Raw genomic sequence first — 25814 nt, forward strand, 5'->3', positions numbered from 1 at the left:
TGACGCCCACTCTCAGAACTCTTATCCCTCCCCCGGCTGTACGATTGGTTGCAATGGCGCAAGGAACTGTTGATTTCTTCAACGACACTGGCGGTTACGGTTTCATCGATACTGAGGACGCGGACGAGGACGTTTTCTTCCACATGGAAGACGTTGGCGGCCCGGACCTCGAAGAGGGACAGGAGATCGAATTCGACATCGAACAGGCCGACAAGGGCCCGCGCGCGACCAACGTCGTCCGCAACTAAGCTGATTTCGGACCGCCAGCCGGCGGTCGCGTCTGAGGCGATTTCTTCGACAGCAAACCGGTGAGCGACCGCGCTGTCTGCCGTCGACGAGTCCGTGTTCGGCCAGCGGCGTCGCTACTCGCCCAGTCCGGCCACGTCGGCGGCGGTGACCTCACGGTCGTCCGGGAGCCGGTCGATACAGTCGTAACAGAGGAAGTGTTCGGTGTCGTCGGCCAGTTCGAGGATGATCCCCTCGGTCGGCTGGCTCTTGCTCGCCCAGATACCCGTGATACCGCCGCCGATGGACACCGCGGTGCCACAGCCGTCGCAGGGCTGGGATGCCATACCGGCCGTTAGGGCGAGGTGCGGGAATGTCTTTCCCCACCGGTGGGCATCGGGACGTACTTCACCGCCCCGCTCGAACCTGTGCCCATGAAGAAGTCCATCGACGAGCACGCAGCACGGTTCTCCGACCACGCCGCCGACTACGACGAGAGCCAGGACTCCCGGGAGTACCGGGCCTGTGCGGATCTCGTCGTCGAACACGCCGCCCCCGGGGCGGACGACGTGGTACTCGACCTGGGCGCCGGCACCGGCGCAATCGCCTTCGGGGTCGCACCCGACGCCGAGCGCGTGATCGGCCGGGACATCAGCGAGGGGATGCTCGAACGGGCCCGCGAGAAGGCCGCCGAGCGCGGGATCGAGAACGCCACGTTCGGCGAGGGCCGGTTCCGCGACCCCAACGTCGACAGCGCGGTCGACATCGTCACCTCGAACTTCGCGCTACATCACCTGAGCGACGCGGAGAAACGCGAGGCGATCGATGTCGTCGCCGGTCTGGCGCCCCGCCGGATCGTCCTCGGTGACGTGATGTTCTTCGGCGAACCGAACCCCGAGGACCCGTTCTACAGCCCCGAGGTCGACGACCCGGCGACGGTCGGCGTGCTGGCCGACGCGTTCACGGGCGCCGGCTACGCCCTGACCGCCGTCGAGATGGTCAGCGAGCAGGTCGGGGTGCTTGTCGCCGAGCGGAACTGACGACTGCCGCAGGGAGCGGCCGACCTTTTAACCCCCTGCCGGCCTGTGTGGCTGTATGCACGTCCTGGTCACCGGTGCGACGGGGTTCGTCGGGAGCCACCTGGTCGAGGCGCTGTGTCGGACCGGCCACGACGTTCGCGTCCTGGTCCGCGATCCAGCCGAATACGACCCACCCCCGGGTGTCGAGGTCGCGGCCGGCGACCTGTTGGACCCCGGGAGTTTCGAGGAGGCACTCGCGGGCGTCGACGCCGCCTACTATCTGGTCCACTCGATGCGGGCCGGCGCGGACTACGCCGATCGGGACCGGCGAGCGGCCCGGAACTTCCGTACGGCGGCCGAGAGTGCCGGCGTCGACCGCGTCGTCTATCTCGGAGGCCTCGGTGGCGAAGACGGGCTCTCGGAGCATCTCGCCTCCCGCCGGGAGGTCGAGACGCTGCTGGCTGCGGGCGAGTACGATCTGACCGCGCTGCGTGCGGCGATCATCGTCGGCGAGGGCAGTGCCAGTTTCCGGGTCATCCGGGCGCTTTCGACCCGGTTTCCGGTGCTGGTCGCGCCCAAGTGGGTCCGCACCGACTGTCAGCCAATCGCCATCGACGACGTGGTCGCCTACCTCGTGGGGCTCCTCGACGCCCCCGAGACGGCCGGCGAGACCTACGAGATCGGCGGCCCGGAGGTCATGAGCTACGCCGAGATCCTCCGCCGGACCGGGGACCTGCTGGGCAGGACCGGGCCGCGGATCGTCCCGGTGCCGATGTTCACGCCCGGCGTCGCCGCCTACTGGGTGGGACTCCTGACGGATGTCCCCACGAGCGTCGCCCGCCCGCTCGTCGACGGCCTGAAGACACCGGTCGTCGCCGACGACACCGGGCTCGACGACGTGGTCCCGGTCGACGCGACATCGTTCGAGGCGGCGGTCAGGCGGGCGGCCACCCAGCCTCGACAGCCAGCCCCACAGCGCGTGGTCGCCGCCGGGGGGGACCGCCGGTGAGTCGCGGGGAGCCACATCCGGTCTACGGCGAAACCTGGGTGTACGAGAGTATCGTCGGTGCGCTGCCCGGGATAAGACTACCCACGTGGGCAGCAGTCGCGATCCAGCTGTTCGTCTTCGAGGTCGGCATCGTCGCGCTGTCGTGGTACTACGACGTGTGGCCGGCCGCCATCGCCGGGACCGCGGTAGTCATCGTCGCCTCCATCGGCAGTGTCGAGATGCTGCGGATCAGCACGCTCGTCCGCCGGATCGACGTGCCCGAGACGTATCAGGCGCTGTTGTTCTCCTCGAACGTCGAGGTGGTGCTGTCGGTGCTGGCCTACATCGCCATGCTGACCCACCTGTTCGTGTTCGACCCGCAGACGAGCGCCTCACCGATCGTCACCGATCTCTTCGGCGAGGAGCCGCCGGTGCTCGTGGTCTATCTCATGTTGCTCATCCTCTGGGACGTGAGCTACCGGATCGGTACCGGCTGGTGGGCCAGTGTCACCGGTCTCTGGCGGTCCGCTCGCTATCGGTTCGACCCGGAGACCGCGCGCGTCTTCCAGCGGGCGGACCTGGAGACGCTGGGCTTTGGAATCTTACAGCTCGTGTTGGTCCCGTTCGTGCTGAACTACCCGGTGCTGTTGGCGGCGCTCCTGGCACACGTGACGGCAGTGACGGTCGTGACGGGTCTGTCCGTGCTGTTGCTACGAGTCAGGTCCAGAACCGCGGACGCTACTCCGAGTTGATCTGCTTGAACTGGTCGAGGAGCTCCTCCGTCGACTCCCCGGAATCGTATTCGACAGACCCGTGATACGCTGTGCGGTCGTCGTCCTCCGACAGGTCGACCTCGTTGTTCTTGCGCTCACGGCGTTCGTGTTCGTCGTCGTCATACGCTCCCATCGACATAGCTTACCACACCCAACCTTGTGAACTAATACCTATCAATGTAACGGTCACCCCAGTTCGCCGAGATTCCGTCGTGAGAAACGCCGATACGGCGACGACGCAGACGGAACCCACAAGACACCAGCCGACCTAGACGGAGTGTGGCTGGCCCGATCAGATTTCGTCGTTCGACAGAGCGCTGGAGCGAGGACCGCGTCCGGCGGGACCTGCTGGCACCGCTCGCGGACTCGTTCGGTGCCGACCTGACGGGGCCGTGGTTCGCACCGCCGGAGGGATGGGCCGCCAGACGCTTAGAGATGCACAACGGCGACCTGGCGCTGTTTTGCTGGAACGGCCAGGAGGCCTACTGGCTCGGCAACACCGAGACGCCGCGTGCGCTCTGGCAGACGACGAAGTACACCTTCGAGGAGAGCCCAGACCCCATCGCCGAGTGGGCACAGCGGGAGCTGTTCGCACAACTGGAGGTCGAGGACCCGTGGCTCACCGAGTACGACCACCTGGCACACTTCTTCCTCCCGGTGTTGCTCTCGAAGGACGGTCGGGAGTCGACCCGGCAGTTCTTCCGGGACCACGCGGCCGGCTTCCCCGACACGGACCGCGAGACGGCGCTTTCCTTCTACGACGACTTCCTGGGCAGCGGCGCCCTGGACCGGTTCCGGTACACGATGGCGAGCAAACTGGGGACCAGTGAGGGGTTCGACCGGACGCGGATGGCCGCGACGATGGGGGAGTTCAACGTCGCCAAACTCCTCGTGGACGCGGGCAACGAGATCGAACCGGAGGTCGAACTGGGGTCGGGCCACTCCGTCGACTTCCGTGTCGAGGACACCCTCGTCGAGGTGACCCGGCCCCGCCCGCCGACCCGACGACAGGTAGACACCGCCGTCGGCGCGCTGACGGCCTCGACGGACGCGAAGACCCGCGACCAGTTGGCGGCCCATCCCGGCGCCGTCCTCGTCGTCGACTGCTCGTCGTTCCGGGACGACGAGTGGGGCCGCCTCTACGGCGAACGGCCCGACCCGGGCTACCAGCCGACGGTGGTGTTCCGGTGTCGCCCCGACGGGACCGTCGAGGGGTACACCGTCGGCTCGGTCCCGTTCCCCCTGCCGTTCTGAGGCCGGCGCTGTCGGGATGGGCGGGAGTTTTAGGCCGCTGGACCCCGACCGATCAGTATGTACGATCAGGTGGCCGACCTCGCGCTGACCGTCGAGGACTGTACCTTCGAGTTGCGGGAGCGAGCCACGTCCAGCGGGTTCGACCGGGCGACGACGACAGTCACGCTCTCGGGGGCCGGCGAGACGGGCCGTGGCGAGGACGTGACCTACACGAACGAGGCCCACGAGGCCCTGGCCGGCCACAGCGTCGACCTGACGGGCGAGTACACCCTCGACTCGTTCTCGACGGCGCTTGCCGACGCCGACCTCTGGCCCGAACCACCCGACGAGGAGCGGTTTCGCCACTACCGGCGGTGGGGATTCGAGAGCGCGGCACTCGACCTCGCGCTGAAACAGGCCGACACGAGCCTCGGGGCCGCGCTCGGCCGGGCGTACGATCCGGTCGACTTCGTCGTCTCGACGCGCCTCTCGGACCCCCAGGGCGACGACCCCCCCTCGACCGACCGCCTGGACGACCTGCTGGCGATCCACGACGACCTGGCGTTCAAGCTCGATCCGACGCCCGACTGGGACGAGGCGTTCGTGGCGTCGCTTTCCGACTACGACGTTCGCGTCGTCGACATGAAGGGGTTGTACGACGACAACGAGGTGGCGGTCGAGCCCGACGCCGACTTCTACCGCCGCGTGGTCGACGGGCTCCCGGACGCGTTCGTCGAGGACCCGAATCTGACCGACGAGACGCGGCCGGTGTTCGACGGCCGCGAGGGGCGAGTCACCTGGGACGTGCCCATCACCGGCGTCGAGAGCATCCGGGAGTTGCCGTTCGAGCCCGACTGGCTCAACATGAAACCCTCCCGGTGTGGCACCGTCGAGTCGGTACTGGAGACGATCGCCTACTGCGCGGACGAGGGGATCGGGCTGTACGGCGGCGGCCAGTTCGAACTCGGCGTCGGCCGGGACCACATCCAGGCGCTGGCGTCGCTGTGCTATCCCGACGGGCCAAACGACGTGGCGCCGGGCGGGTACAACGACCCCGACGCCGGGCGCACTCTGCCGGGGAGTCCGCTCACCCCGCCGGCCGACCCCCGCGGGATCGGTACCGGGTTCGCCTGACTCGTCACTCCTCGACGAGGTAGTCATCCTGGACCGCGACCACGTCACTGGAGTCCGTACAGTCCGCGTAGCGGGCCAGCGGTTCCTCGTTGAGTTCGAGGAAGGTGTGCCCCCAGGAGAACTTCGAGAGGATGCGCTCGGCCTGGTCGCGCTCGCCGAGGATACAGAGCGCGCCGGCGAACGCCTCGACGGTGTTCAGCTGGAACGGGGTCCCGTAGTTGACGGGGTTGCCGGCCACGAGGAAGGGCAGCGAGCGGTGGACCCCCTCCAGATCGAACGCCTCGCGCTCGGCGGTCTCCCACGAGCAGTCCAGCGCGACCAGGCGGTCGTGACGGGCGCCGTCGCCCGCCGTCGCCCGGTCGGCCGGCGAGAGCGCGCGGTCGGCGAACGGGTTGAGGACGACCCCCGGCGGCGTCGACCGGGTCGCCCGGTGGAGTTCGGCCAGGTCGAACCGGGCGAGCTTCCGGGCGCTGCACTTCTCGGGGTCGTCGTCACCCTCGTAGCGAACGTGTAGTTCCACACCCGGGCTACCGCACCGACGGGCAAAAACCGCTCGTTCGGCCGGAGACGCGCGATTCGCCGCCCTCGGACCGGGCGAACCAGTCCCGAGAGAAACACTGTTAAGTGACAGGACGGCAAGTACAGACTGTGATTTCAGAGGGGACGGTGGCACCGTCGTTCGAATTACCAGCCCTCGTCGACGGCGACCGCCGTCGCGTCGCGCTCGACGACTACGTCGGCGAGGACGTTGTCATCCTAGCGTTCTACCCGGCGGATTTCAACCCCGCCTGCGACGGCGAGTCCTGTGATCTGGACGAACTCGACCTCTTTACGATGCAGAAAGACGTTCGGATCCTGGGCGTCAGTCCCGACTCCGTCTACAGCCACCGCGCGTTCGCCGAGCAGTATGGACTGAACGTCCCGCTGCTCTCCGACACCGACCACGACGTGGCCGGCGAGTACGGTATCGACTTCGTCGACGACATCGGCCAGCAGTTGATCGAGCGCGGCGTCGCCGTCATCGACCATGACGGGGTGGTCCAGTACACCTGGAGCACGGCCGACCTCACCGAGTTACCCGCCGTCGAACCGATCAAAGACGCCATCGCCGCGACCGGCGGGGACGACACGGCCTTCGCCCGCTACCGCGTCGGACACGCCCACTACACCGAGGGGCGGCGGGCGTTCACGTCCGCGATGGGCGCCTACCAGGACTCCGAGTGGATGCTCTCCCAGAACGACTTCCAGCAGGCCCGCAAAGAGTTCGCCGAGGCCGAGGACCGCTTCGACACGGCGTTGCGGTTCGTCGACGACGACGGGCAGGCCGCCATCTACGAGGGGGCCAAGACGAAGGCGAACGCCCTCTGGCAGGCCGCAGACTGGATGGCCGAATCCGCGAGCGATTACTCCAGCGGGAGCGGTGCCGCGGGCCAGGAGTGGCGCGACGACGCCGAACGGCCCCTGGAGACCGCCCGTAGCTACGAGGAACCGCCCGATCCGGACGACTGGCCGCCCGAGATGGACGACTTGGAGAAAGCCGAGACCGAGCGAGCGAGCGTCCTCCCGACGACCGAGGACCCCGAGGACGCGACACTGGATGTCGATATCGACGCCGAGGTCGAGGCCGCCGACGACGCGCCGGAGACAGCGGACCGCGGTGCCGGGTCGAGCGGCCCCGAACCGGCCGACGACGCGGCGAGCGAGAGCGAAGCGGCCGCCGCGACCGACGACGGGGACGACGCCATCGGCGACGCCGAACTCGAAGCGATCCAGGCCGAGCTCGAAGCCACCCACCCCGAATCCGAGCCCACCCCGGAGGAGGTCACCGAGGAGCCGACGGCGATGGTCGACGCACCGCCGGACAGCGTCGCCGCCGGCGACGACGCCGACGAGGAAGGCGAGGACCTGGCAGCCCTCCAGGCGGAACTGGCCGCGGAGCAGCCCGAACGCCCCGAGGAAGTGCCGACGGAGTCGACCACGATGGTCGACGCGCCGCCCGAGCGCGAGACGAGCGAGGAGTCGGTCGACGAGGAGAGGGAGACCGACGACGACCCCGAGGAGGCGGGCGACTACAGCACCCCGAACGACGAGTTCGGCGGCTACGTCACGCCCGACACCGGCCCGGTGAGCGGGAGCGATAGCGACGAGGACGGGACCGAGACGGAGGACTGACCCGTGGAGCCGACCGAACTGGTCCGGGCGTACTACCGGGCCATCGACGCCGGCGAGTACGACTCGCTCGCCGACCTACTGGCGGCGGAGTTCGTCCACCACCGTCCCGACCGGACCCTCGACGGCCGTGACCGGTTCGTCCGGTTCATGCGCGAGGAGCGGCCCCAGCCCGACACGACCCACCATCTGGATCGGGTGTACGAGCCGGTCGAGGGCGGGGGTGAGGTCGCCGTCCGCGGCCGGCTGGAAGCGGCCGACGGCGACGTGTTGTTCGGCTTCGTCGACGTGTTCACCGTCGACGGCCACATCACCGAGTTACACACCTACACCGACTGAGCCGTGCGTTCGAGGACGACCGCGTAGTCGGGCCGGTCACGGTCCGCACCGAGGACCCGCTCCAGCCGCCAGTACGTCCCGTCGAGGGCCTGTTCGAACCGCGCTGGGTCGACCAGCAGGAGGTCGGTCCACGGTCCGGTCAGTCCGTCGTACTCCACGCGAAACCGCCGGACAGCGGCGTTACCGACCCACGTCCTGTCCGGGGCATCCCGGCGACAGTCGTCCAGGTCGGCCAGCAGTCGCCCGCCAGGGGCGACGACGCCGGCAAGCGCTCGCAACGTCGTCTGCAGGGTCGCCACCGAGCTACCGACACCGAGTTGCTTGCCGAACGCGACCACGGTGTCGAACGGCCCGGTCACCGGCGGGGCCCGGATGTCGCCGACGACAGCCTGATCGACGCCGCGGTCGCGGGCGACGGCGACCGCACCGGGACTGCGGTCGAACGCCAGGAGGTCGTAGCCCCGGTCGTCGAGGGCCAGCGCGTGTCGGCCGGCGCCACAGCCGGCATCGAGGACCCGACCCGAACACTCGGCGAGCAGCGTCCGTTCAAAGTCGTGCCAGGCCGACGGTGGTTCGAAGTACCCCGCCAGGTGGGCCGGGCCGGTCGACCCGTCGAGCCGCCGGTACCGTGGCTGTTCGTCGACAGCGTCCCGATGGAAGTCACGGACCATCCGGCCGAACGCGTCGGTCCAGTCACTCTGGGAACACATCCTGTCGACGCACGAAGGCGTTCCACTTGAAACAGGGGAGAGGAGCGGTGACAGGGGCCGTGGAGTAGGGGCCGGTTACCGGTCGGTCGGGGAGTGGCTGCCCGACGACGGGGCAGTAGGAGGTAGTTGTTTATTCGTCGGCCTCGACAGGGACTCCCGTATGGGCAGCGACACGAGCACGCGGCAGGGTCGGTCCGTCGACCACGGTTCCGGCGGGTTCACGGTCCGGCGGGGCGCCAAGGCGCTGGTGCGGACCGACTCGTCGGTGCTGCTCGTCCGGGAGCGCCACGGCGACGGGACGCCGTTCTGGACGCTGCCCGGCGGCGGCGTCGAGCCCGGGGAGTGCCCCGAGACGGGGCTTCGCCGGGAACTCCGCGAGGAACTGGGCTGTCGGGTGTACGTCGGGGCGCCCGGCGCGTGGTTCCCCTACCGGCACCAGGGACGGGCTGACGTGGTGTCTGTCTACACCGTCTTCGACTGCCTGCTGGCCTCGGGCGTCGAGCCAAACGCCGGCGAAGGCGTCTTCGCGTGTCGGTGGGTCGATCCCGCCGCGGTTCCGGCGACGACGCTCCCGCAGGTCCGACAGCTCTGTCGCTCCCTCGCCGACGGCGAGTGACGCTACTCCTTCTCGCCGGCGCCGACCGCGCTCTCGCCGACGGGTTCGTGCCCTTCGATGACTTCCTGGCCGCCCATGTACGGACGCAGCGGTTCGGGGACCGTCACCGTCCCGTCGTCGTTCTGGTAGTACTCCAGGATGGCGACGAGGACACGGGGCACCGCGAGCCCGGAGCCGTTGAGCGTGTGGAGGTACTCCGCGGACTCGTGGCGCTCGGGCCGGTAGCGCAGGCCGGCCCGTCGGGCCTGGAAGTCCTCGAAGTTCGACACCGAGGAGACTTCGAGCCAGCGGCCACCGACCGCGGGGCCGTCGTCCATGTCGTCGCCGGGCGCCCACACCTCGATGTCGTACTTCTTGGCCTGGGTGAATCCCATGTCACCGGTGCACATGTCCAGCACGCGGTAGGGCAGGTCCAGGCGATCCAGCACCGCTTCGGCCTCGCCCAGCAGTCCCTCCAGACGGTCGTAGCTGTCCTCGGGCCGGACGAAGTTGACGAGTTCGACCTTGTGGAACTGGTGGACGCGGACGTAGCCCCGCGTTTCCGTGCCGTGTTCGCCGGCCTCGCGCCGGAAGTTCGGCGAGAACGCCTGGTGTTTGACCGGGAGGTCGTCGTCGAGCATGATCTCATCGCGATACATGTTCGTGACCGGTACCTCCGCCGTCGGGAGCAGCCACAGGTCGTCGTCGTCGTAGTCGTCGTCCTGGCGGGCGCCCACGCGGTAGGCGTCGTCGTCGAACTTCGGGAGCTGACCGGTCCCCTCCATCGAGGCGGAGTTGACGGGGATCGGCGGCAACACGTCCGTGTAGTCCTGCTCGCGGTGGACATCCAGCATGAACTGGATCAGGGCGTGTTCCAGCCGGGCGCCCTCGCCCTTGACGAACTGGTAGCCTCCGCCCGAGACCTTCGCGCCGCGCTCGAAGTCGAGGATGTCCATCTCCTCGCCCAGATCGTAGTGAGGGACGACCTCATCCGGAAGCTCGCGCAGGTCGTCGAACCCGCGGCGGTACCGCTCGACGTTGTCGGCCTCGCCCTCGCCGGTCGGGACCGACTCGTGGGGGACGTTGGGCAGTTCCAGCAGCGCCGCCTCCAGCCGGTCTTCCAGTTCCTCGGCGCGCTCCTCGACTTCCTGCAGTTCGGCTTTCAGCTCCTGGGAGCGCTCGATGGCTTCCTGGGCAGCCTCCTCATCGCCCTCCTGTTTGTACTGGCCGATCTTGCTGGAGATCTCGTTGCGCTCCTGGCGCAGGCCGTCGCCCTCGGCTTTCAGTCCGCGCCACTCCTCGTCGATGTCGAGGATCTCGTCGAGATCGACGCCCGTGACGCCCTTGCGTTCGATGGCGTCCCGGACCGTCTCGGGGTTCTCCCGGACGAACTGTCTCGATAACATGGGCGTCGGTTCTCGACGGCGGAAATTAGGCGTGTCGGTCCCGCCCCAGGCCGTCCGTGGACACGGCGAAACTGCCGCGAGGGAAGCGGTTTTGTCCGGCCGGTAGGTACGGGCCCCTATGAGCACGCAGACGCTCTCGGTGAGTGGGCTGTCCTGTACAGGGTGTGAGGACGCCGTCGAACAGGCGCTCGGTGACCTGCCGGGCGTCGTCTCTGCGTCGGCAGATCACGACGCCGGAACGGTGACCGTCGAGACGGACGGCGACGTGGACGAGGACGCGCTGGCGTCGGCGGTCGCCGACGCCGGCTACGAACTGGTCTAAGCCGAATCGGCCGCTGCGGCCTCGTGGGCCCGTTCGACGCCCGCGAGCAACAGATCCCGGCGCTCGTGGGAGGTGAGATGGGTCGGGCAGTCACAGTCCGAACAGCCGAAGCCGGCGACGTGACCGAACCCCTCGACAGCGGGGCCGTCGACCCGCCTGGCGACCGCACACTCGATGTCGGCCTCGGTCCGGACGACGGTGTCGACGGTCGTCGCCGGATCGCCGAGCAGGTAGTCGACGTGCCAGTGGCGGGTGTCGTTCTCGCCGGCCGCGACCGCACGGTGCCGGTCGATCCGGCCGAACCCGCCCGAGCCGAGCGCGCTGCCGGTGTAGGCGTACCACCCTTCGGGGAACGCCCGCTCGCCGAGCGCGCCGACCGCGATCGTCGCGGACTCGTCGCGTTCGAGGACGAGGGTGTACGTCCCACCGGCCATCGGCTCAGGCGCCCTGTGTCGGATCGGCCGCCAGATCGCCGAAGCCGTCGAGCCGGTAGGCCCGCGAGTCCGTGCAGTCCTCGGTCTCGGCGGCGAGTTCGCCGACGAGCCAGTCGTAGCGGTGGGCAAAGTCGTCGTAGGGCGCCTCGGCGAACCGGTCCAGCAGGGCCTCGGCCGTGAGGTCGCGTTCGTAGTCCGCGACGAACTCCGCGATCTGTTCGCCGGCCTCGGCGGCGGTCTCCTCGTCGGTCGATTCCGCGAACGCGTCGGCGAGCGACTCGCTGAGCGGCTCTGTCATGTCCGGTCGAACGCGGCGGCCCCACGTATGCGTTCTGGATTCGGGCCGACCTTTCTTGTAGCAGTGGGCGAAAGTACGGGTATGCCCCGCCTCACCGAGAGCCCGACGGTCGTCACGCTCGGGGCCATCGGCGCCGTCTTCGCCCTCCAGCAGGTCGTCGGACTGATCCTCCCGCAGACGCTCGTGTTCGGGATGTCACGCCCGGTCGCACAGCCGTGGACGCTCGTGACCAGCGTCTACGCTCACGGCGGCCCCTCCCACCTGCTGTCCAACGCCGTCGCGCTGGCAGTGCTTGGCTTCCTGCTCGAACGCGAGACGACCAGTCTGCGCTATCACACCTTCTTCGTCCTCACCGGGACGATCGCCGGCCTGGCCGAGGTGTACGCCGCCCGCCTGCTCGGGCCGGTCGTCCCGTGGATGGTCGGTCAGGTCAACGTGCTGGGCGCGAGCGGTGCCATCTTCGCGTTCCTGGGCTACCTGCTGGCCTCGAACCGGCTGACCGAGACAGTCGTCGGCGGCGTCTCGCTGTCGCCGCGGGCGCAACTCGCGCTGGGCGGCCTGTGTGCGGCGGCTATCACCATCGCGACCGCCAACCCCGGCGTGGCGCTGATCGCACACTTCACCGGCCTCCTGCTCGGCTTCCTGGCCGGCCGCGCCCACCTCCTGCGGCCCGGGACCGCCCTCGACGGGCCGGAGCCGACGAACCCCTAACCGAGAAACAGTTCGTCGTCCAGATCGCCGGTCACCCGGTCGGCGAGCGTCCGGAGGTTGACGGTGTCCTCGCGGTTGTACGAGATCAGCGTCTCCAGCGAGCCGTCGACGCCGCGTTCGTGCTCCCGCCACAGCCGCACCGCGTCCCGCCCGGAGATGTCCGGCCGGTCCCGTTCGATACCGATGTCCTGCTCGACCTGCTTGAGCCCGCCCGAGAGGCCGAGCTTCTTGCAGGTGTACATGAGGTCGAGGTGGGGGTGATCGAGGTCGACATCGAAGTTCGCCTCCAGGAAGGGCACGTCGAAGCGCTTGCCGTTGAACGTCACCAGCAGGCCGGCGTCGGCGAAGGCCGCCCGCAGGTTCCCGGCAGTGAGGTCGTCGCCGGCCACCAGCGTCTGTGTCTCGCCGTCGTGATGGAGGCTGACCGTCGTCACCTGATTACGGTGTTCGTCCAGCCCCGTCGTCTCGATGTCGAAGAAACAGGCCCGGTCGCGGAACGTCTCGTAGAGGCGCCACTGCTCGCTGCTGGGGAACGCCCGGTCGAAGTAGTCGACATCGGCCGCCGCGAGTCGGTCCCGGCCCTCGTCGATGAACGACCCGATTCGCTGGCCGCGTTTCCCGCCGACGACCCCCGGTTCGAACTCGTCCCAGTGGGTGACCCCCTGCTCCCAGATGCTCCGTTCGGTCTTCTCGCCGACGCCCTCGACCCCGATGAAACTGTTCTCGACGCGCACGCTCTCCCGTAGGGGCGGCGGTCGACGTAAGTTCGTCGGACGGGGCGAAACGGCGAAGCCGGCGGCGTCCCCAGAGACGGTATGACCGAGTACCTCGTCGCCACCGCGTCGGTCCACGTGACTGCCGCGGCGGCCGACTACCTGCAGGACCGACTCGACCCGAGCGCGGACAGCGTCGTCGTGGTCGCGGTCCGCGACCCCGACGCGTCGGCCAGAGACGCCGGCGACGCGGCCAACGTCGCCCGCTCGCGGCTCGCGGCCGCGATGCCGACCACCGAAACCAGGGACGGCGACCCCACCGAGGAACTGCTGGCGGCCATCGACGAGCACGACCCCGACATCGTCCTGCTCGGCGCCAACCGCGGCACCGAGGGCGCCGAGGGCATCGGGGCGACCGCGCAGGCGGTGCTGTCGGCGGCGACCCGTCCCGTCGTAGTGGTGCCACTGCCCGATCTCTAGAGCAGGCCGCCGGAATCGAACGAGAGCCCCAGTTCCACGTCCAACAGCGCCTCGGTGGTGTCGGCGACAGCCGGCGCGAGCGGCGTGTTCGGGTCCAGTGCGGACGGCCGCGTCCGGTTCGGGTCGCCGGCCGGAACCGCGTGGTCGGCGTCCTCGATGGCGACGGCGTCGGCGGCGTCGGTCCGCGTGGCGACGACCGCGTCTGCGGGGGCGTCGATGTCCTGTAATCGGCCGCGTTGCTGTGGCACCAGATCACGGCCCCGCGCAGTCGCCGGCGCGACCAGCGCACGGCGTTGCGCGGCGTCGACGGCGGCAAGCGCCTGGTTGGCGGCGACCGGCGGCACGTCCAGCAGGACGTGGTCGTACCGGTCGGCCGCCTCGGCGACGGCCTGTTCGAACGCCTGTGCGTGCTCCGGCGTCTTCGCCCGAGCGATCCGTTCGAAGGGGGCGTGGGCCGGACAGAGCGCGACCCGACCGGCCACGTCGAAGTCGGCGTCGTAGGTCGCCTCCGAGAGCGTCGCCTCGCCGGTCGCGACCGCCGTCGTGTCCCCGCGGATCGACTCGGGAACGTACGTCGCCAGCCCCTGCGTGGCGAAGGCCGCGTCGAGGACGGTGACCGAGTGGCCGTCCCGGGCCAGCGTCGCCGCCGTCTCGACGGCCAGTCGCGTCGTCCCTGCACCACCCGTCGCACCCACGAACGCGAGCGTCGACAGTCCCATACCCTTCGTTGCGCGCGTTCTCCCGTAAAAAGATGTGGAAGCTCAGACGCCGTCGGTGATGGCGGCCGCGATGTCGTCGAGTTCGTCGTCGGCCAGGTCCGGGCGCTCGCTGACCAGGGCGTGGATCGGCCGGCCGCCGTCGTCCTCGAACCGCGGGACGATGTGGGCGTGGACGTGCGGGACCTCCTGGCCGGCGGCCTCGCCGTTGTTGAACGCCACCGTCGTCGCGGGCGCGTCGACCGCCGCCTCGACGGCTGGCGTGAGCGCGTGGACCGCCGCCATGACCTCCCCGGCAGCGCCGGCCGGCAGGTCGTTCAGCCGCTCGTGGTGGGCCTTCGGGATGACCAGCGTGTGTCCCGGCGAGAGGGGGTTCGCGTCCAGAAAGGCCAGCACGGCGTCGTCCTCGTAGACGGTCCGGCTCGGGATGTCGCCGTCGACGATCTGACAGAAGATACAGTCGCTCATGGACGGTGGGTCGGCCGGCGGCGACAAGAAGCTTCGGCCCGGTTACGACCGACAGTCAGCGACCGTCTCGCGGATCGCGTCGACGTAGCCGTCGCGGTCGTAGCCCAGGCGTGCGAGCCACACCTCCTGATAACTCGGGTGGAGAAGGGGAACGACCGGGACGCCAAGCGTGTCGCTCTCACGCGGATCGAGGACCGAATCGAGGAAGCCGTCGAGGGACTGGTCGTCCAGCGCTAGCACCGTTTTCGTCGCGTGCTTCCCGGTCGTCACGACCGCACGCGGCTGGACCGTCTCGACCTCCTCGACGAGGTAGGGCCGGCAGTTGGCGAGTTCCGCGGCGGTCGGGTCCCGGTTGTCCGGTGGGTGGCACTTCACCGCGTTCGTGAAGTAACAGTCCTCGTGGCCGAAGCCGGCGTCGGCCAGCAGGTCCCGGATCTTCCGACCCGACGCCCGCGAGGTGTAGGCCAGCCCGGTCAGATTCCCGCCCCGCCAGCGGTCGGCGTCGGGGTCACCGGCGGCCGGCGCTTCGCCGACGACGACCACGGCGGCGTCGGGCGGGCCGTTCCCCCAGGAGATGCAGTCGCGGGCGTCGGCCAGCGCGGGGCAGCGCCGACAGTCGTCGGCCAGCGCGTGCTGGCTGTCGGGAGCGGGAAACGTCGGCATCGGACGGCGTTACTCGTCGGCCAGGTGGCCGGGGCGCCACTCGCCGTCGAACTCGCGGTGAGTGAACGGCAGGGCGTCGTCGCCGGCGTAGCTCGCGACCAGTTGGCCGTCGCCCTCCAGGTAGTACTTGTATGTCGTCAGCCCCTCCAGGCCGACCGGGCCGCGGGCGTGGATCTTGCCCGTCGAGATACCGACTTCCGCGCCGAGGCCGTAGCGGTAGCCGTCGGCGAAGCGGGTCGAGGCGTTGTGGAAGACGCTGGCGGCGTCGATCCCGGTCATGAACGTCTCCGCCGCGTCGGCGTCCTCGGTGACGATCGACTCGGTGTGTTTCGAGCCGAAGGTGTTGGCGTGGTCGACGGCAGCGTAGACATCCTCGACGACCTTGATCGAGAGTTCGAGGTCGCCGTACTCACTCGACCAGTCGTCGTCGGTCGCGGGGTCGACAGCGACGACCTCGCGGGTGGCGGCGTCCCCGCGCAGCGTGACGCCGGCCTCGCGGTAGCGCTCGACCATCCCGGGCAGGAACTGGTCGGCCACGTCGGCGTTCACGAGCAGCGTCTCGACGGCGTTACAGACGGCGGGGTACTGGACCTTCGCGTCGAAGGCGATGTCCTCGGCCATCCCCAGGTCGGCGTCGTCGTCGACGTAGACGTGACAGACGCCCTCGGTGTGGCCCAGGACGGGGATCTGGGTGTTGTCCTGGATGTAGGAGACGAACTCCGAGGACCCCCGGGGCATCACCAGGTCGACCTTGTCGTCCATCTCCAGGAGCGCGTCGACCTCCTCGTGGGCCTCGATGAGCGTCGCCCAGCCGTCGGGCATCTCGCTCGTCGCCTCGACGATGGTCTCGTACAGCACGCGGTTCGATTCGCTGGCCTCGCTGCCGCCCTTGAGGATGACGGCGTTGCCCGACTTCAGCGCGAGCGCGGCGATCTGGACCAGGGCGTCGGGCCGAGACTCGAAGATGGTCCCGACGACGCCGATGGGGACAGCGACCTTGTACAGTTCGAGGTCGTCGTCGAGTTCGCGGGCCGCCAGGGTCTTCCCGAGGGGGTCGGCCTGGTCGGCGACGGACTCGACCATCCCGGCGATGGAGTCGAGTTTCCCCGCGTCGAGCTTCAGGCGGTCGACCAGCGCCTGGGTGTACTCGCCCTCGGCGAGCAGTTCCTCGGCCTCCGCCACGTCGTCGGCGTTGGCTTCCAGGATCGCCTCGCTGTTTGCCCGGATGGCGTCGGCGATCGCTTCGAGCGCGGCGTCCCGGTCGGCGGCGTCGACGTTCGCCAGCCGCAGGGCCGCGGACTGTGCCTGTTCGACCTGGCGTTCGGTGGCGTCAGTCATCTACGTCCCCGTTGATCGGCACGAATATTGTGCCCACCGATTCCGCGTTGGCGACCTTCTCCAGTACGTCCGGTTCGGTCGACCGGGCGATGATCGCGGGGATGCCGTGTTCGCTGACATCGCGAGCACCGCTGACTTTCGTCTGGATGCCGCCGAACCCGCCCGTCGAACTGTCGGAGACGATCCCCTCGACCTCGCTGTAGTTCTGGCCGACGACCGGGATGCGCTCGGCGTCGGGGTTTTCCTTCGGGTTGCCGGTGTAGACGCCGCCCACGTCGGTCAGGGTCACCAGCAGGTCAACGTCGACGCCGATGGCGATGGAGGCCGAGATCATGTCGTTGTCGCCGATCTGGAGCTCCTCGGTGGCGACGGCGTCGTTCTCGTTGATGATGGGGACGATCCCCCAGTCCAGCAGCGTCTCGACGGTGTTGCGGAAGTTCGTGAACCGCTCGGGGTTCTCCAGGTCGTGTTCGGTGATGAGGATCTGGGCGACCTTCCGGTCGTAGCGCTCGAAGCTCTCGGTGTAGCGACGCATCAGGTGGCTCTGGCCGACCGTCGAGAGGGCCTGGGACTCCTCGACGGTCCCCGTGGGATGGTCGACCCGGCCGATGCCCGCGCCGACGGCACCGGAGGAGACAAGCAGGACCTCCTTCCCCCGCGAGAGCAGGTCCTCCAGGTCGTCGACGAGTTTGTCGAGCTTCTCGTCGTCTAAGTTCGACTCGTCGTCGGTCAGGGAGTTCGTGCCGGCCTTGACGATGACCCGCTGGGCGTCGGCCGCGAGTCGCCGGGTCGCCGAGACGGTCTCGGCGTCGACGGCGTCACTCATCCTCGAAGTCGGCCGCGAGTTCCTTCGAACGCCGCTCGGCGGCCGCGACCGCGTCGGCGACGGCCTCGTCGGCGTCGCTGTCCCAGAGGACCTCCATCCCTTCGATCGTCGTCCCGTTGGGCGAGCAGACGGCGTCGATCAGTTCGTCGGCGCTGCGGTCGTCCCGCAGGATCGTCTCGGCGGCGCCCTTGAACGTCTGTGCCGCAAGCGTCTCGGCCTCCTCGTGGTCGAGCCCGCCCGCGACGCCGGCCTGGGTCATCGCGTCGATGAGATAGAAGACGAACGCCGGCCCGGAGCCGTTGACGGCGGTTGCGATGTCCATCTGTGCCTCCTCGATCTCGGCGAACTCGCCCACGTCGTCCAGTAGCTCCCGGACCGCCGGCGAGAGGTCGCCGGTCGCGGCGGCGGCCATGTCCCGGGTCTCGGCAGCCAGGTTCGGCATGATCCGGACCACGTCGGCGTCGGTCCGGGCCTCGACGAAGTCGGTGGGGACGCCGGCGGCGATGGTGACCAGCGTCTGCTCCGGGGAGAGGTCCAGTTCGGAGAGCACCGCCTCGACGATGTCGGGCTTGACGGCGACGAACACCACGTCCGCCTCCGCGGCCCGCGAGATGTCCTCCGTCGTCTCCGTGCTGTAGTCGGCGACTGCCGCCAGGGCCGCCGGGTCGAGATCACACGCGATGACCGTGTGGTTCCCGGACTTCCAGAGGCCCGTGACGAGGGCACTGCCCATGTTTCCACAGCCGATGACGCTCGTGTGTACCATTGTCTCTACCACATCTCAGGACGTTCAGGGACTAACTGTGTTTTCATCCCGCTCCGGGTGACCACAAGAGTTGTGCCGTCGGCGCCGCTCTCGCCCGGTGTATGCCCTCCTACGAGTACAAGGTGTTCGAGGTCGACACCGGCATGTTCGGTTCGAGCAGCGTCCCCGAAGACGAGTTGAACGACCTGGGTGCGGACGGCTGGGAAGTCGCCGCGCCGATCACCGAAAAGAGCGGTCAGACCGCCGCCTTACTCCTCCAGCGCGAGCGGTGACAGCACCGATCACTGGTTCCACGCCGAGAGGGCCTCGGCGACCGGCATGTCGAGCCAGTCGTCGCCGTCAAGCGGCAGGTCGGCGCTCTCGACGTGCGCCCGTGACGCGTCGAACCTGACGAGGTCGGCCGCAGCGAGCAGCGGCAGGTCGGCGTGATAGAGACGAATCTCCGTCTCGCGTCGCTCCTCGTCGGTCACTGCCGCGGATGATTTGTTCCGTTGCCGGGCGACGAGTCGCGTCGCGAGCTGGGAGACATCGATCGACCCCGACCGGCCGCTGAGGATCGAAAGGACCAGCCGCCGCCGGTAACTGCCCAGGACATCCACAGCGTCCCCGATCGATTGCACGGGCCGTTCGTTCTGTGACCTCATGCTCTCGGGTAACAGACTCATCCTCATGAACGGTATACCGGAACAGTCCGGCATCGTATCGGCATGGTGAGGTGTTCGACGCGGGTCAGTTCGGGTCCGAGGGATCGACCGCGAAGTACTGTTCGAGGATCTTGGCCGTAGCGACCCGGAGGTGCTGGTGGAGGGTCGAGGAGGCGATGTCGAGCGCGTCGGCCAGTTCCTCGCCGGTCGTCCGGCGGCGCGGCCAGTCGAAGTATCCCGAACGGACGGCGGCTTCGAGGACGCTCCGCTGGCGGGCCGTGAGTTCGTCGGCGGTGTCGCCGGCCGACCACGCCGGCGGCGTCCGTTCGACCTCGCGTTTGGTGCGCATGGTCGCGTCGATGCCGCTCCGTTCGAGCCGCGCGATGTACGTCCGTACGTCGGTGTCAAGCGTCACGTCGACGACGAACTGCCCCGTCCCGCCCTCGACGGTCGCGGCGCGGACCCAGCCGCCGGCGTCGAGGATCGCACCGAACAGCGAGTCACCGCCGAGTCGGAGTTCGAGTCGGGTGCCGCTGTCCGTCTCGATGGTCCGGAGCACCTCGATGCCCTCGGTCTCGGCGCTCGCAGTCCCGGTCTCGACGGGTGTCTGGCCGATGTCGACGTAGACCAGGTACCGGCCCGCTTCGACCGGGACGACACCGTCGAGGACCCACGTCCCGCCGAGCCGGTCGTTGAGCGCCAGCAGCGGGTCGGCCGCCGCCGCCAGTTCCAGTTCGAGTTCCTGAAACGCGCTGGCGTAGAGGAGCTTCTTCGTCTGGATCGCGTCGATAGCCGTTCCGATGATCTGCCCCAGTTCGAGGAAGACGGCCTGCTCGCGCTCGCCGAAAGCGTCGTCCTCGCTCGCCCCGACCGACAGGACGCCGTGGACGACGCCGTCGTACTCGATCGGGACGTTTCCGAGCGCTCGAACGCCGGCGCTGGTCGCGGCGGCCCGAACCGACGCGGACAGTTCGGGATCGGTCTGGAGGTCCGTGACGACCGTGAGCGTGTTCGTCGCGGCTGCCGTCTCGATCGCCTCCTCGACAGCCCCGTCGTCGGCCGGTTCGAGCGACTCGAACGCCGCAGCGGACAGCCCGGCCCGGTGTTGCACCCGGAGCCGCTCGTCGGACGCTAACCGGAGCGTCGTCGCGACCGGATAGCGGTCCGAGTCGGCGAGGCTGGCACAGACGGCCGCCTCGATGGCGTCCCGGTCTGTCGCGCCGACGATAGCGCGGTTCACGTCACGGATGAGTTCGTTGACGTGGTTGAGTCGCCGGAGTTCGTCACGCTGTTGGGCCAGACGACGTTCGGCGGCCTTTCGTTCGGTGACATCCCGCAGTGCCGAGAGGTGAACTCCGGGACGGACGTTCGCCGTCGCTGCGAAGTCGGCGATCCGTTCCGTGCCGTCGGGGCGGACGACAGAGAACTCTCCGCGAGACATCCCTTCGTCGAGGAACGTCGACCACGCGTCCACCACGTCGTACTCGGCGGGGGCGAACTCCGCGACGTTGTGGCCGATGAGTTCGTCTTCGGACAGCCCAAACAGCGCACACGCCGCGTCGTTGACAGCGAGATAGTCGCCCTCGTCGTCGGCCAGTATCAGTGCGTCGAGCGTCCCCTGGAAGACGGCCTCGAACTGCTGTTGGGTCTCCTTTCGCTCGGTGATATCCTCGAAGGTGACCACGACGCGGTGGACCGCGCCGTCGGCGTGGATCGGCGCGGCGCTGACCGCCACCCAGATGCGCGTGCCGTCGGCCCGCCTGAGCGTCTGTTCGTGCCCGAAGGTCGGTTCGCCGGTGCGCAGCGCGATCGTGAACGGGAACTCCTCGTCGGCCAACTCCTCGCCGTCGGGGCCGCGGACCTCCCAGGTCGGTTCCCGGAACGACTCGTCCAGCAGGCGATCGCGCGAGACGCCGAGGATGTCCTCGGCGCGTTCGTTGACCCGGACGAACTGACCGTCCGGCGTCAGCACACAGATGCCGACCGGACTCGCGTCCAGGAGCTGTTCGGTGAAATCCCGTTCCTGCTGGAGGGCCGTCTCACGCTCCTTTTGATCGGTGATGTCCCGGAAGTAGACCGACATCCCCGATGGGGAGGGGTAGGCGCGGATCTCGAACCACGTCGAGACGCTGTCGCCGTACCACTCCATGGTGACGGGCTCCTGGGTCTCCATGGCCCGCTCGAAGCGGTCCCGCATCGCCGAGTCCGCCGCCCCCGGGAACACCTCCCAGATGACCTCCCCGAGGAGGTCATCCCGTGCGTGGCCGAGCACTGCCTCGGCGAACTCGTTGACGTAGGTGTAGCGCCACTCCGTGTCCAGTGCGACGATGCTGTCGGAGACACGCGAGAGGACCGTCCCGAGAGAGAGCTGATCGGTCCCGGTCGGACGGCACAGATACAGCGTCGCGGCGCCGGTAGCGAGCGACAGGACGGTGACCGACAGATCCCGGGTCGTCCCGTCGGCCGCCGTCACGGTGACTTCCCGCGTCGTCGGTTCGAGCGAGCCGTCGGGTCGCTCGGCGAGTGTCGCACCCAGTACCGACACGACCGGTTCGCCGACGACCGCCTCGGCCGGTCGGCCGAAGACCGTCTCGACCCCCGGCGACGCCCAGTCGATCAGCCCGTCCTCGCCACTCGACAGGGCGCATTCGGGGATGGTGTGGGGGTCGGCGTGTGAAGCCATCGCGTGTCGGTGACTGCCGTCGGCCGGGACGGCACGTCACGTCTACCCGAACCTGGTGCCAGAGCAGGATAACGGTTGTGACCCCGCGGAAGTCGGGACGTGCCACGCCGCGTGGGTAACCGATTGTCATTTAATGCCGGCGGCGAATACGACCGGTATGGACCGATTCGCCGCGATCGACGACCAGTACGACCCGGAGGCCGTCGAGGAGACGGTCTTCGACTACTGGGACGATGTCGACGCCTACGAGCAGACGAAGGCACATCGTGCCGACGGGGAGACGTACTTCTTCGTCGACGGGCCACCCTACACCTCCGGCGCGGCCCACATGGGGACGACCTGGAACAAGACGCTGAAAGACCTCTACATCCGCTATCTCCGGATGCAGGGGTACGACGTTACGGACCGGCCGGGCTACGACATGCACGGCCTCCCCATCGAGACGAAAGTCGAGGAGCGCCTGGACTTCGAGAACAAGAAAGACATCGAGCGCTTCGGCGAGGAGAACTTCATCGAGGAGTGCAAGGCCTTCGCCGAGGAGCAACTGGAGGGGCTCCAGACTGACTTCCAGGACTTCGGCGTCTGGATGGACTGGGACGATCCCTACAAGACGGTGAACCCGGAGTACATGGAGGCCGCCTGGTGGGGGTTCCAGCAGGCTCACGAGCGGGGCCTCGTCGAGCAGGGCAAACGCTCGATCAACCAGTGTCCCCGGTGTGAGACCGCCATCGCCAACAACGAGGTCGAGTATCACGACGTTGACAAACCGTCCATCTACGTGAAGTTTCCACTGAGCGAGGACGATCAGGGGGAGTCCTCGGAAAACACGAGCGGTGAAACCGCGAGTGCAGGCCGCGAGGGCAGCGTCGTCATCTGGACGACGACCCCCTGGACCATCGTGGCCAACACCTTCGTCGCCGTCGACGGGGACCTGGAGTACGTCGGCGTCGACGCCACCAAAGACGGCGAGACCGAACGCCTCTACGTCGCGAAACCGTGCGTCGAGGGCGTCCTGAAGGCCGGCCGCTACGAGGACTACGAGGTCGTCGAGGAACTGTCCGGCGAGGACCTCGTGGGCTGGGAGTACGACCACCCGCTGGCCGAGGAGGTGCCCGACCACGCGAGCGCCGAGGGGTCGGGACAGGTCTACACCGCCGACTACGTCGAAGCGGACCGCACCGGGCTCGTCCACTCCGCGCCCGGCCACGGTGAGGAGGACTTCGAGCGCGGGCAGGAACTCGATCTGGAGGTGTTCTGCCCGGTCGGCAGCGACGGCGTCTACACCGACGCCGCCGGCAAGTACGAGGGCACCTTCGTCCGTGACGCCAACGACGACGTGATCGCCGACCTCGACGCGAAGGGCCTGTTGTTGGCCCACGAGGAGGGGCACTCGGTTCGGGAAGGGCAGTGCTGGCGCTGTGACACCGACATCGTCCGCATCGTCACCGACCAGTGGTTCATCACGGTCACCGACATCAAGGACGAACTGCTCGAAAACATCGAGGACAGCGAGTGGTACCCCTCGTGGGCCCGGGACAACCGCTTCAGGGACTTCGTCGAGGAAGCGCCGGACTGGAACGTCTCCCGGCAGCGCTACTGGGGCATCCCCATCCCGATCTGGACGCCCGAGGACTGGGACGGCTCGATGGACGATGTCGTCGTCGTCGGCGACCGCGCGGAACTGGCCGAGTCGGTCGACCAGGAGATCGACCCCGACGCCGTCGACCTCCACAAGGGGACCGTCGACGACCTGACGATCACCCGGGACGGGACGACCTACACCCGCGTCGGCGACGTGTTCGACGTGTGGCTCGACTCCTCGGTGGCGACGTGGGGGACGCTGGACTACCCCTCCGAGACGGAGGCCTTCGAGGAGCTGTGGCCCGCCGACCTCATCATGGAGGCCCACGACCAGACCCGCGGGTGGTTCTGGTCGCAACTGGGCATGTCGACGGCAGCGACCGGCGAGACCCCCTACAAGCAGGTGTTGATGCACGGCTACGCCAACATGCCCGACGGTCGCGGGATGTCCAAATCGAAGGGCGTGCTGGTCGACCCCCACGAGGTCATCGACGAGTACGGCCGTGACCCGATGCGACTCTTCCTGCTGTCCGTGACGGCCCAGGGCGAGGACATGAACTTCTCGTGGGACGAGACCGCCGAGATGCAACGGCGGCTCAACATCCTCTGGAACGTCGCTCGCTTCCCGCTGCCGTACATGCGGGCCGACGACTTCGACCCCGAGGAGACGAGCGTTGGGGCGGAGTCCCAACGAGGTGAAGGCGGCGAAGCCGCCGGAACGGGCGTCGAGGACGTACACGACGACCTCGAACTCGTCGACGAGTGGGTGCTCTCGCGGCTCCAGAGCGTCGAGGCCGCGATGACCGAGCACATGGAGAACTTCGAGAACGACAAGGCCGCCGACGAACTGCTCGATTTCGTCGTCGAGGACGTGTCCCGGTTCTACATCCAGGTCGTCCGCGAGCGGATGTGGGACGAGGCCGATTCGGACTCCAAGCGGGCCGCCTACGCGACGCTGTACCGGGTACTGGAGGACGTTGCGGCCCTGTTCGCGCCCTTTACCCCGTTCGTCGCCGAGGAGATCTACGACGCCCTCACCGGCGAGGCCGGCCACCCGACGGTCCACATGTGTGACTGGCCCGAACCGGACGAGTCGCTGCGCCAGCCCGAACTGGAGGACGAGATCGAGGTCGTCCGCGAGGTCGAGGAGGCCGGCTCGAACGCCCGCCAGCAGGCCGAGCGCAAGCTCCGCTGGCCGGTCACGCGCGTGATCGTCGACGTGGACAGCGCGGCCGTCGCCGACGCCGTCGCGTCCCAGACCGCGATCGTCGCCGACCGGCTGAACGCCCGGGCGGTCGAGGTCGTCGGCGCCGACGAGGAGTGGGGCGAACTGCGCTACTCCGCCGCAGCCGACATGAGCGAACTCGGGCCCGCATTCGGTGACGACGCCGGCCGCGTCATGAACGCGCTCAACGACGCCCGCGTCACCGAGCGCTCGATCGACGCGCTCGAAGCGGCCGTCGCCGACGAACTGGGCGAACCGGTCGACCTGACCGACGAGATGGTCGAGTTCCGCCGCGAGACGCCAAGCGGCGTCACCGGGACCGAGTTCGCGGCACTGGACGGCGGCGGCGTCGTCTACGTCGACACGAAACTCACCGAGGACATCGAGAGCGAGGGGTACGCCCGCGAGGTCATCCGTCGCGTTCAGGAGATGCGCAAGGACCTCGAACTGGACATCGAGGAGCGAATCGTCGTCGATCTGGACGTTGCCGACGACCGCGTGGCCGCGCTGGTCGACGAACACCGCGACCTGATCGCCGACGAAGTGCGGGCCGACGAGTTCGGCACCGTCGCCGACGGCCACCGCAAGACCTGGTCGGTCGAGGACGTGGCGATGGAGATCGCCATCGCACCGGTCGCTGCGGCGGAAGCCTCGGACTGAAGCCGGAGCCACCGAGCGGTGTGACGGCCACCCGGTCGTCGGTTGCTGCCGAGACTGTCCACTGAGAGTGGTGTGACAAACCGGTGAGCGACTACACGTAACGTGTGACAAAAGCTACCAGACGAGACGTCGTACGTTCCCGTAGCGCTCGGTTCTCGACAGGCCGTGACACGGCGTGGACGGACCGCGAGCGCAGGGAGGACAACGATGGCATCACTGGACACATTAGTCGAAAAGAAACGACTGGCACGACAGATCCCGGAAGGGGTCGCGACACGGGGCGAACTCGACCTGATCGACGAGATCTGTACCGAGGATGTCGCCGACCACAGCCCGCTGGGCGAGATCACGGGACGGGACGCCCTGAAAGCACAGATCCGGTCGATCAGAAACGCCTTCGCGGACTTCTCGGCGACCGTCGAGGACAGCGTCGCCGAGGGCGACACTGTCGCGATGCGGGTCACGCTGCGGGGCCGACACGTCGGCGAGTTCATGGGCATCGACGCGACCGACACCGAAGTCGAGGTCGACAACATGGTCTTCACCCGGATCGAGGACGACCGCATCGCCGAGCGATGGGTCCAACCGGACCTGCTGGGCCTCATGCAGCAGATCGGCGCGGTCGAACGCCCCGAGCCGTGAGCGGCCACGGCACGAGTACCTTTCTTTCCGCGAGCACGAGCGGATATCTTCGA

31 protein-coding genes are annotated in these 25814 nt (G+C 68.5%); 15 read left to right on the forward strand and 16 right to left on the reverse strand.

Annotated features, from left to right (window positions below; translation table 11 throughout):
* The first annotated feature begins 53 nt into the window (after positions 1-53).
* Positions 54-248 (forward strand): cold-shock protein, encoded by a 195-nt coding sequence (locus tag P1L40_RS08830; RefSeq protein WP_284010957.1) that lies wholly within the window; start codon positions 54-56, stop codon positions 246-248.
* Between the two features lie 114 nt (positions 249-362).
* Here P1L40_RS08830 and P1L40_RS08835 read toward each other — a convergent pair whose 3' ends face one another.
* Positions 363-572, reverse strand: coding sequence for a DUF7561 family protein (locus P1L40_RS08835; protein WP_284010958.1), 210 nt, complete (start codon positions 570-572; stop codon positions 363-365).
* Positions 573-659: 87 nt separating this feature from the next.
* On the opposite strand from P1L40_RS08835, the gene P1L40_RS08840 reads away from it, so the two are divergent.
* The 3 genes from P1L40_RS08840 to P1L40_RS08850 are packed head-to-tail and all read left to right on the forward strand — an operon-like array spanning position 660 to position 2984.
* Positions 660-1265: a class I SAM-dependent methyltransferase gene (locus P1L40_RS08840; protein WP_284010959.1), complete on the forward strand. Its 606-nt coding sequence runs from the start codon at positions 660-662 to the stop codon at positions 1263-1265.
* A gap of 55 nt (positions 1266-1320) precedes the next feature.
* Positions 1321-2253, forward strand: a complete 933-nt coding sequence (locus P1L40_RS08845; RefSeq protein WP_284010960.1) for an NAD(P)H-binding protein — start codon at positions 1321-1323, stop codon at positions 2251-2253.
* Entirely contained in the window at positions 2250-2984 is a 735-nt protein-coding gene (locus P1L40_RS08850; RefSeq protein ID WP_284010961.1) for a DUF7530 family protein, read from the forward strand. The genes P1L40_RS08845 and P1L40_RS08850 overlap by 4 nt, the downstream gene beginning before the upstream one ends.
* Here the strand turns inward: P1L40_RS08850 and P1L40_RS08855 are convergent.
* The gene (locus tag P1L40_RS08855; protein ID WP_284010962.1) at positions 2971-3144 is read right to left on the reverse strand and encodes a DUF5786 family protein; all 174 of its coding nucleotides are present in this window, start codon (positions 3142-3144) and stop codon (positions 2971-2973) included. The genes P1L40_RS08850 and P1L40_RS08855 overlap by 14 nt on opposite strands.
* A gap of 140 nt (positions 3145-3284) precedes the next feature.
* Here P1L40_RS08855 and P1L40_RS08860 point away from each other — a divergent pair, with 140 nt between their 5' ends.
* Positions 3285-4259 (forward strand): DUF5784 family protein, encoded by a 975-nt coding sequence (locus tag P1L40_RS08860; protein ID WP_284010963.1) that lies wholly within the window; start codon positions 3285-3287, stop codon positions 4257-4259.
* Between the two features lie 57 nt (positions 4260-4316).
* Positions 4317-5372, forward strand: coding sequence for an enolase-like domain-containing protein (locus P1L40_RS08865; RefSeq protein WP_284010964.1), 1056 nt, complete (start codon positions 4317-4319; stop codon positions 5370-5372).
* A gap of 4 nt (positions 5373-5376) precedes the next feature.
* Here the strand turns inward: P1L40_RS08865 and P1L40_RS08870 are convergent, their stop codons facing one another.
* Positions 5377-5892: a DUF367 family protein gene (locus P1L40_RS08870; RefSeq protein WP_284010965.1), complete on the reverse strand. Its 516-nt coding sequence runs from the start codon at positions 5890-5892 to the stop codon at positions 5377-5379.
* Positions 5893-6020: 128 nt separating this feature from the next.
* Here P1L40_RS08870 and P1L40_RS08875 point away from each other — a divergent pair, with 128 nt between their 5' ends.
* Both P1L40_RS08875 and P1L40_RS08880 read left to right on the forward strand, forming a co-directional pair.
* On the forward strand, positions 6021-7544 hold the full coding sequence (locus P1L40_RS08875; RefSeq protein WP_284010966.1) for a redoxin domain-containing protein: 1524 nt from the start codon (positions 6021-6023) through the stop codon (positions 7542-7544).
* A 3-nt stretch (positions 7545-7547) separates the two neighbouring features.
* Complete coding sequence (locus P1L40_RS08880; RefSeq protein ID WP_284010967.1) at positions 7548-7880, forward strand: nuclear transport factor 2 family protein; 333 nt, start codon at positions 7548-7550, stop codon at positions 7878-7880.
* Here P1L40_RS08880 and P1L40_RS08885 read toward each other — a convergent pair.
* Entirely contained in the window at positions 7868-8590 is a 723-nt protein-coding gene (locus P1L40_RS08885; RefSeq protein WP_284010968.1) for a class I SAM-dependent methyltransferase, read from the reverse strand. The two genes, P1L40_RS08880 and P1L40_RS08885, sit on opposite strands and share 13 nt — an antisense overlap.
* 160 nt (positions 8591-8750) lie before the next feature.
* Here P1L40_RS08885 and P1L40_RS08890 point away from each other — a divergent pair, with 160 nt between their 5' ends.
* Positions 8751-9206: an NUDIX hydrolase gene (locus tag P1L40_RS08890; RefSeq protein WP_284010969.1), complete on the forward strand. Its 456-nt coding sequence runs from the start codon at positions 8751-8753 to the stop codon at positions 9204-9206.
* Between the two features lie 2 nt (positions 9207-9208).
* Here P1L40_RS08890 and serS read toward each other — a convergent pair whose 3' ends face one another.
* A complete protein-coding gene (gene serS / locus P1L40_RS08895; RefSeq protein WP_284010970.1) occupies positions 9209-10591 on the reverse strand; it encodes a serine--tRNA ligase in 1383 nt (460 codons plus the stop codon).
* 118 nt (positions 10592-10709) lie between these two features.
* Here serS and P1L40_RS08900 point away from each other — a divergent pair, with 118 nt between their 5' ends.
* On the forward strand, positions 10710-10913 hold the full coding sequence (locus P1L40_RS08900; RefSeq protein WP_284010971.1) for a heavy-metal-associated domain-containing protein: 204 nt from the start codon (positions 10710-10712) through the stop codon (positions 10911-10913).
* Here P1L40_RS08900 and P1L40_RS08905 read toward each other — a convergent pair.
* Entirely contained in the window at positions 10910-11347 is a 438-nt protein-coding gene (locus tag P1L40_RS08905) for a GIY-YIG nuclease family protein (protein WP_284010972.1), read from the reverse strand. The genes P1L40_RS08900 and P1L40_RS08905 overlap by 4 nt on opposite strands.
* A gap of 4 nt (positions 11348-11351) precedes the next feature.
* Positions 11352-11645, reverse strand: coding sequence for a hypothetical protein (locus P1L40_RS08910; RefSeq protein WP_284010973.1), 294 nt, complete (start codon positions 11643-11645; stop codon positions 11352-11354).
* Positions 11646-11726: 81 nt separating this feature from the next.
* On the opposite strand from P1L40_RS08910, the gene P1L40_RS08915 reads away from it, so the two are divergent.
* Positions 11727-12356 (forward strand): rhomboid family intramembrane serine protease, encoded by a 630-nt coding sequence (locus tag P1L40_RS08915; RefSeq protein ID WP_284010974.1) that lies wholly within the window; start codon positions 11727-11729, stop codon positions 12354-12356.
* Here P1L40_RS08915 and P1L40_RS08920 read toward each other — a convergent pair.
* Complete coding sequence (locus tag P1L40_RS08920; protein ID WP_284010975.1) at positions 12353-13090, reverse strand: ribonuclease H-like domain-containing protein; 738 nt, start codon at positions 13088-13090, stop codon at positions 12353-12355. The genes P1L40_RS08915 and P1L40_RS08920 overlap by 4 nt on opposite strands.
* 81 nt (positions 13091-13171) lie before the next feature.
* Between P1L40_RS08920 and P1L40_RS08925 the strand changes: the two genes are divergently transcribed.
* Positions 13172-13549 (forward strand): universal stress protein, encoded by a 378-nt coding sequence (locus P1L40_RS08925; RefSeq protein ID WP_284010976.1) that lies wholly within the window; start codon positions 13172-13174, stop codon positions 13547-13549.
* Here P1L40_RS08925 and P1L40_RS08930 read toward each other — a convergent pair.
* From P1L40_RS08930 to proC, 6 genes are read right to left on the reverse strand one after another with little or no spacing between them, the layout of a single operon-like run.
* Positions 13546-14268: an AAA family ATPase gene (locus P1L40_RS08930; RefSeq protein WP_284010977.1), complete on the reverse strand. Its 723-nt coding sequence runs from the start codon at positions 14266-14268 to the stop codon at positions 13546-13548. The genes P1L40_RS08925 and P1L40_RS08930 overlap by 4 nt on opposite strands.
* 42 nt (positions 14269-14310) lie before the next feature.
* Positions 14311-14733 carry an HIT family protein gene (locus P1L40_RS08935; RefSeq protein ID WP_284010978.1) on the reverse strand — a complete coding sequence of 141 codons (423 nt, stop codon included), beginning with the start codon at positions 14731-14733 and terminating at the stop codon, positions 14311-14313.
* 42 nt (positions 14734-14775) lie between these two features.
* Entirely contained in the window at positions 14776-15396 is a 621-nt protein-coding gene (locus P1L40_RS08940; protein WP_284010979.1) for a uracil-DNA glycosylase, read from the reverse strand.
* A 9-nt stretch (positions 15397-15405) separates the two neighbouring features.
* A complete protein-coding gene (locus tag P1L40_RS08945; RefSeq protein ID WP_284010980.1) occupies positions 15406-16734 on the reverse strand; it encodes a glutamate-5-semialdehyde dehydrogenase in 1329 nt (442 codons plus the stop codon).
* Positions 16727-17560, reverse strand: a complete 834-nt coding sequence (gene proB, locus P1L40_RS08950) for a glutamate 5-kinase (protein WP_284010982.1) — start codon at positions 17558-17560, stop codon at positions 16727-16729. Before proB ends, P1L40_RS08945 begins: the two co-directional genes overlap by 8 nt.
* Complete coding sequence (proC, locus tag P1L40_RS08955; RefSeq protein WP_419181199.1) at positions 17553-18293, reverse strand: pyrroline-5-carboxylate reductase; 741 nt, start codon at positions 18291-18293, stop codon at positions 17553-17555. Before proC ends, proB begins: the two co-directional genes overlap by 8 nt.
* Positions 18294-18427: 134 nt before the next feature.
* Between proC and P1L40_RS08960 the strand changes: the two genes are divergently transcribed.
* The gene (locus P1L40_RS08960) at positions 18428-18598 is read left to right on the forward strand and encodes a DUF4177 domain-containing protein (RefSeq protein ID WP_284010986.1); all 171 of its coding nucleotides are present in this window, start codon (positions 18428-18430) and stop codon (positions 18596-18598) included.
* 9 nt (positions 18599-18607) lie between these two features.
* On the opposite strand, the gene P1L40_RS08965 is transcribed toward P1L40_RS08960, so the two are convergent.
* Both P1L40_RS08965 and P1L40_RS08970 read right to left on the reverse strand, forming a co-directional pair.
* On the reverse strand, positions 18608-18970 hold the full coding sequence (locus tag P1L40_RS08965; protein WP_284010988.1) for a DUF7344 domain-containing protein: 363 nt from the start codon (positions 18968-18970) through the stop codon (positions 18608-18610).
* An 85-nt stretch (positions 18971-19055) separates the two neighbouring features.
* A complete protein-coding gene (locus tag P1L40_RS08970; RefSeq protein WP_284010989.1) occupies positions 19056-21653 on the reverse strand; it encodes a PAS domain S-box protein in 2598 nt (865 codons plus the stop codon).
* 157 nt (positions 21654-21810) lie between these two features.
* Between P1L40_RS08970 and ileS the strand changes: the two genes are divergently transcribed.
* Both ileS and P1L40_RS08980 read left to right on the forward strand, forming a co-directional pair.
* The gene (ileS, locus tag P1L40_RS08975) at positions 21811-25119 is read left to right on the forward strand and encodes an isoleucine--tRNA ligase (RefSeq protein ID WP_284010990.1); all 3309 of its coding nucleotides are present in this window, start codon (positions 21811-21813) and stop codon (positions 25117-25119) included.
* A gap of 207 nt (positions 25120-25326) precedes the next feature.
* A complete protein-coding gene (locus tag P1L40_RS08980; protein WP_284010991.1) occupies positions 25327-25761 on the forward strand; it encodes an ester cyclase in 435 nt (144 codons plus the stop codon).
* The last annotated feature ends 53 nt before the right edge of the window (positions 25762-25814 follow it).

It is taken from the genome of Haloarcula pelagica, assembly GCF_030127105.1.
Lineage (GTDB): Archaea > Halobacteriota > Halobacteria > Halobacteriales > Haloarculaceae > Haloarcula > Haloarcula pelagica.